Origin of the sequence: Cupriavidus gilardii (genome assembly GCF_008801915.1) — a bacterium.
GTDB lineage: Bacteria > Pseudomonadota > Gammaproteobacteria > Burkholderiales > Burkholderiaceae > Cupriavidus > Cupriavidus gilardii.
Genome location: NZ_VZOV01000057.1, coordinates 1 through 3,004, shown reverse-complemented (window position 1 = coordinate 3,004; position 3,004 = coordinate 1). Strand labels below are relative to the sequence as shown.

General features: G+C 63.3%; 4 protein-coding genes. 3 read left to right on the top strand and 1 reads right to left on the bottom strand.

The window, feature by feature from the left end; genetic code table 11:
- The first annotated feature begins 82 nt into the window (after positions 1-82).
- From tnpA to tnpC, 3 genes are read left to right on the top strand one after another with little or no spacing between them, the layout of a single operon-like run.
- Positions 83-571: an IS66-like element accessory protein TnpA gene (tnpA, locus tag F7Q96_RS26315; RefSeq protein WP_151023623.1), complete on the top strand. Its 489-nt coding sequence runs from the start codon at positions 83-85 to the stop codon at positions 569-571.
- A complete protein-coding gene (gene tnpB / locus F7Q96_RS26310) occupies positions 552-905 on the top strand; it encodes an IS66 family insertion sequence element accessory protein TnpB (RefSeq protein ID WP_151023621.1) in 354 nt (117 codons plus the stop codon). Before tnpA ends, tnpB begins: the two co-directional genes overlap by 20 nt.
- Positions 906-962: 57 nt before the next feature.
- On the top strand, positions 963-2,570 hold the full coding sequence (tnpC, locus tag F7Q96_RS26305) for an IS66 family transposase (RefSeq protein ID WP_151023620.1): 1,608 nt from the start codon (positions 963-965) through the stop codon (positions 2,568-2,570).
- A 74-nt stretch (positions 2,571-2,644) separates the two neighbouring features.
- Here tnpC and F7Q96_RS26300 read toward each other — a convergent pair whose 3' ends face one another.
- Positions 2,645-2,905 (bottom strand): hypothetical protein, encoded by a 261-nt coding sequence (locus F7Q96_RS26300; protein ID WP_151023618.1) that lies wholly within the window; start codon positions 2,903-2,905, stop codon positions 2,645-2,647.
- Positions 2,906-3,004: the final 99 nt, after the last annotated feature.

Sequence of the window (3,004 nt, the reverse complement as noted above, 5' to 3'; positions counted from 1 at the left end):
GTAAGCGCGAAATTCTCCGCACATAGCGTCACAAGCACAGACGGCGCAGGATTGTGTCCACCATTTTTAGTGGACACAACTCATGGACCAGATCGATTTGGATTTCTTGCCGCTGCGGGTGATCAACGTCGGCGCCAACGGCAAGCGCAGCTTTGACAAGGGCGATAAGCGGCGGTTGGTTGAAGCTTGCCTGCAGCCAGGGGTATCGCTGGCCAGCATGGCAATCAAGGCCGGGGTGAACGCGAACCAGTTGCGCCGCTGGATCGAGCAACACAAGGCGGAACAAAAAGATGCTGCTGGCACGATGGACGTCATCGAGAACGCACCGGCGGCGTTCGTTCCGGTGGTGGAAGTTCACGATGCCGGCCGGCAGGCCGGACGTCCAGCCATGCCTGGGCCAGTGTCAGTGCCAGTGCGTGCGTTGCAACCCCCGGCGCCATTGCCGTCGCGGTTGGTGGCGCAGTTGCCAAACGGCGTGAGCCTTGAGCTCGTATGCTCGGGACAGGATGACGCCCTGGTAAGGGCGATGATCGAAACACTGAGCCGCTGTCATGTTCCGGCTCGACGCTGAACTGCAGGTCTACCTGCACCGCGATGCGGTGGATTTCCGCCTCGGGATCAACGGATTGGTCGCGCTGGTCGAGCAGTCGATGCAGCTTGATCCCTTCGCGCGCGCCGTCTTCGCCTTCCAGAACCGTCGGCGCAACCGCATCAAACTGTTGCTGTGGGACCGCAACGGGTTCTGGTTGCTGCTCAAGCGCCTCGAGGAAGACCGCTTCGTGTGGCCACGCCGGCAGCAGGCGGTGATCGGGCTGACGACCGAGCAGTTGCACTGGCTGCTGGACGGTATCGACGTGGACGCCGTGCAGCGGCACCCTTCGCGCAAGTATCAGCACACAGCTTGATTGCCGTTTGGTGTGACGTATACCCAATTGCGCGGCGGCTGCACTATCGTGTTCAGCATGAACGAACACGACTTCTCCCGATTGCCGCCGGCCGCCCAGGCCTATATCCGCGAACTCGAAGCGCGGGCTGCCACCAACGCCCAGCACATCGCCGAGCTGACCGAGCGCATCAAGCTCCTTGAGGAACAGTTCCGCCTGGCGCAGTCCAAACGCTTCGCACCGAGCAGCGAGAAGCTCAAGGACCGCATGTTCGATGAAGCTGAGCAGATGGCTACCGCGGCGGCGGCCGACGACGATGAGGATGACGCGCTCGCGCTGCCGGACACGGGGCTGCCAGAGCCTGACAAGCCCGCAGGCCGCAAACGTGGCCGCAAGCCGCTGCCGGCGGAGCTGCCGCGCCAGCGCATCGAATACGACCTGCCCGAGGACCAGAAAATCTGCTCCTGCTGCCAGGGCGCGATGCACCGCATGGGCGAGGAGGTCAGCGAGCAGTTGCACATCGAAGTCAAGGTCTCGGTGCTGCAGCACGTCCGCTTCAAATATGCGTGTCGGCACTGCGAGCGCAACGCCGAACGCACGCCGGTGCTGACCGCACCGATGCCGGTCCAACCGCTGCCGGGCAGCAATGCCAGCGCGGCAATGCTTGCGACGGTGACCACCGGAAAGTACGTGGATGGAACGCCGCTGTACCGTATGGAAGACGCACTGAGTCGCGCCGGCATTGAAGTTGGCCGCGGCACACTGGCCAACTGGATCATCCGGCCCGCGCAACTGCACTACAGCCGGCTGTACGAGGCGCTGCGCTGCACACTGCTGTCCCAGCCGCTCATCCACGGCGACGAAACGACGGTGCAGGTCCTGAAGGAGGAAGGCAAGACCCCGCAGAGCAAATCGTACATGTGGGTCTACCGCAGCGCCGAGGACAGCGAACAGCCGGTCGTACTGTTCGACTACCAGCCGGGGCGCGCTCAGGAGTATCCGAAAGCGTTTCTCGCCGGCTATGCGGGCAAGCTCATGACTGATGGTTACAGCGCGTGGCGCACGGTCAATGGCGTCACGCACTTCGGCTGTCTTGCTCACGCAAGGCGGATGTACGTCGACGCGCTCAAGGGCCAAAAGAAACCTGGTGGGCGCGCGCAGCAGGCGCTCGAATACTTCAAGGCCCTGTACCAGGTCGAGACGCTCGCCAGAGCAGACCTACCCGAAGGCGAAACGCGCGTCGACTACACGTACCGGCTGCGCCAGCAACACAGTGTGCCGTTGCTGCAGGCGTTCAAGGCATGGCTGGACGAGCAGGCACCGCAGGTGCTGCCCGAGAGCCTGCTGGGCAAGGCGATCGCCTACACGCGAAACCAGTGGGAGTACCTGAGCCGCTACGTCACCGACGGGCAAGCACCCGTGGACAACAACGTCATCGAGCGCGACATCAGGCCATTCTGTACGGGGAGGAAGGCCTGGATGTTCAGCGACACAGTCGCCGGCGCGAAGGCCAGCGCGATGGTCTATAGCCTGATGCTCACGTGCCGGGCTTGCGGCGTGGAGCCGTATGCCTACCTGCTGCACGTGCTGACCGAATTGCCGCAGCGCGCCCCGGACACGGACGTCACCGACCTGCTGCCGTTCACCTTCGCCAAACGCCAAAGCGCCGCTGCACCTGCCGCCTGAACGACGACCGGCCGCAACCAAAGCGCTGATCGGCCATATGGGGCACTCGCCCGTTACGCGGTAACGGGCGAGCATTACCGGCTCGCCTTGAAATAGAGGTCCCATTGCTCCGATTCCGGATCGAGCCGGCGCACAATTGCGTCGTCGGCTCGAACGATCAGCCGCTCCAGCATCTGACGCTTCGTTACCGCGTAACGGCGTGCCAGGCGCGCGAGCGCGAGATCCACTTCGCTACTTACCCACATGTCCAGCCGACGTTCTCCGTTGCCGTCCTTGCCCGCTGTCGCGCGCCTTGCCCGATAGGCCGCCTGTCGCTGGGCTGTCGTCTGCGCCATCCTGCACTCCTTCGTCATGGTTACCCGGTAACGTCCCGTATTGCGTACGTTACTGGGTAACGGCTCGACTCAACAAGGTGTGCTGGATTTAGCGGTTAC

What these genes read in the sequence shown, in the direction of transcription:
- tnpA (WP_151023623.1), top strand. Translation starts at nt 83, where the DNA reads ATGGACCAGATCGATTTGGATTTCTTGCCGCTGCGGGTGATCAACGTC.
- tnpB (WP_151023621.1), top strand. Translation starts at nt 552, where the DNA reads ATGTTCCGGCTCGACGCTGAACTGCAGGTCTACCTGCACCGCGATGCG.
- tnpC (WP_151023620.1), top strand. Translation starts at nt 963, where the DNA reads ATGAACGAACACGACTTCTCCCGATTGCCGCCGGCCGCCCAGGCCTAT.
- F7Q96_RS26300 (WP_151023618.1), bottom strand. Translation starts at nt 2,905, where the DNA reads ATGGCGCAGACGACAGCCCAGCGACAGGCGGCCTATCGGGCAAGGCGC.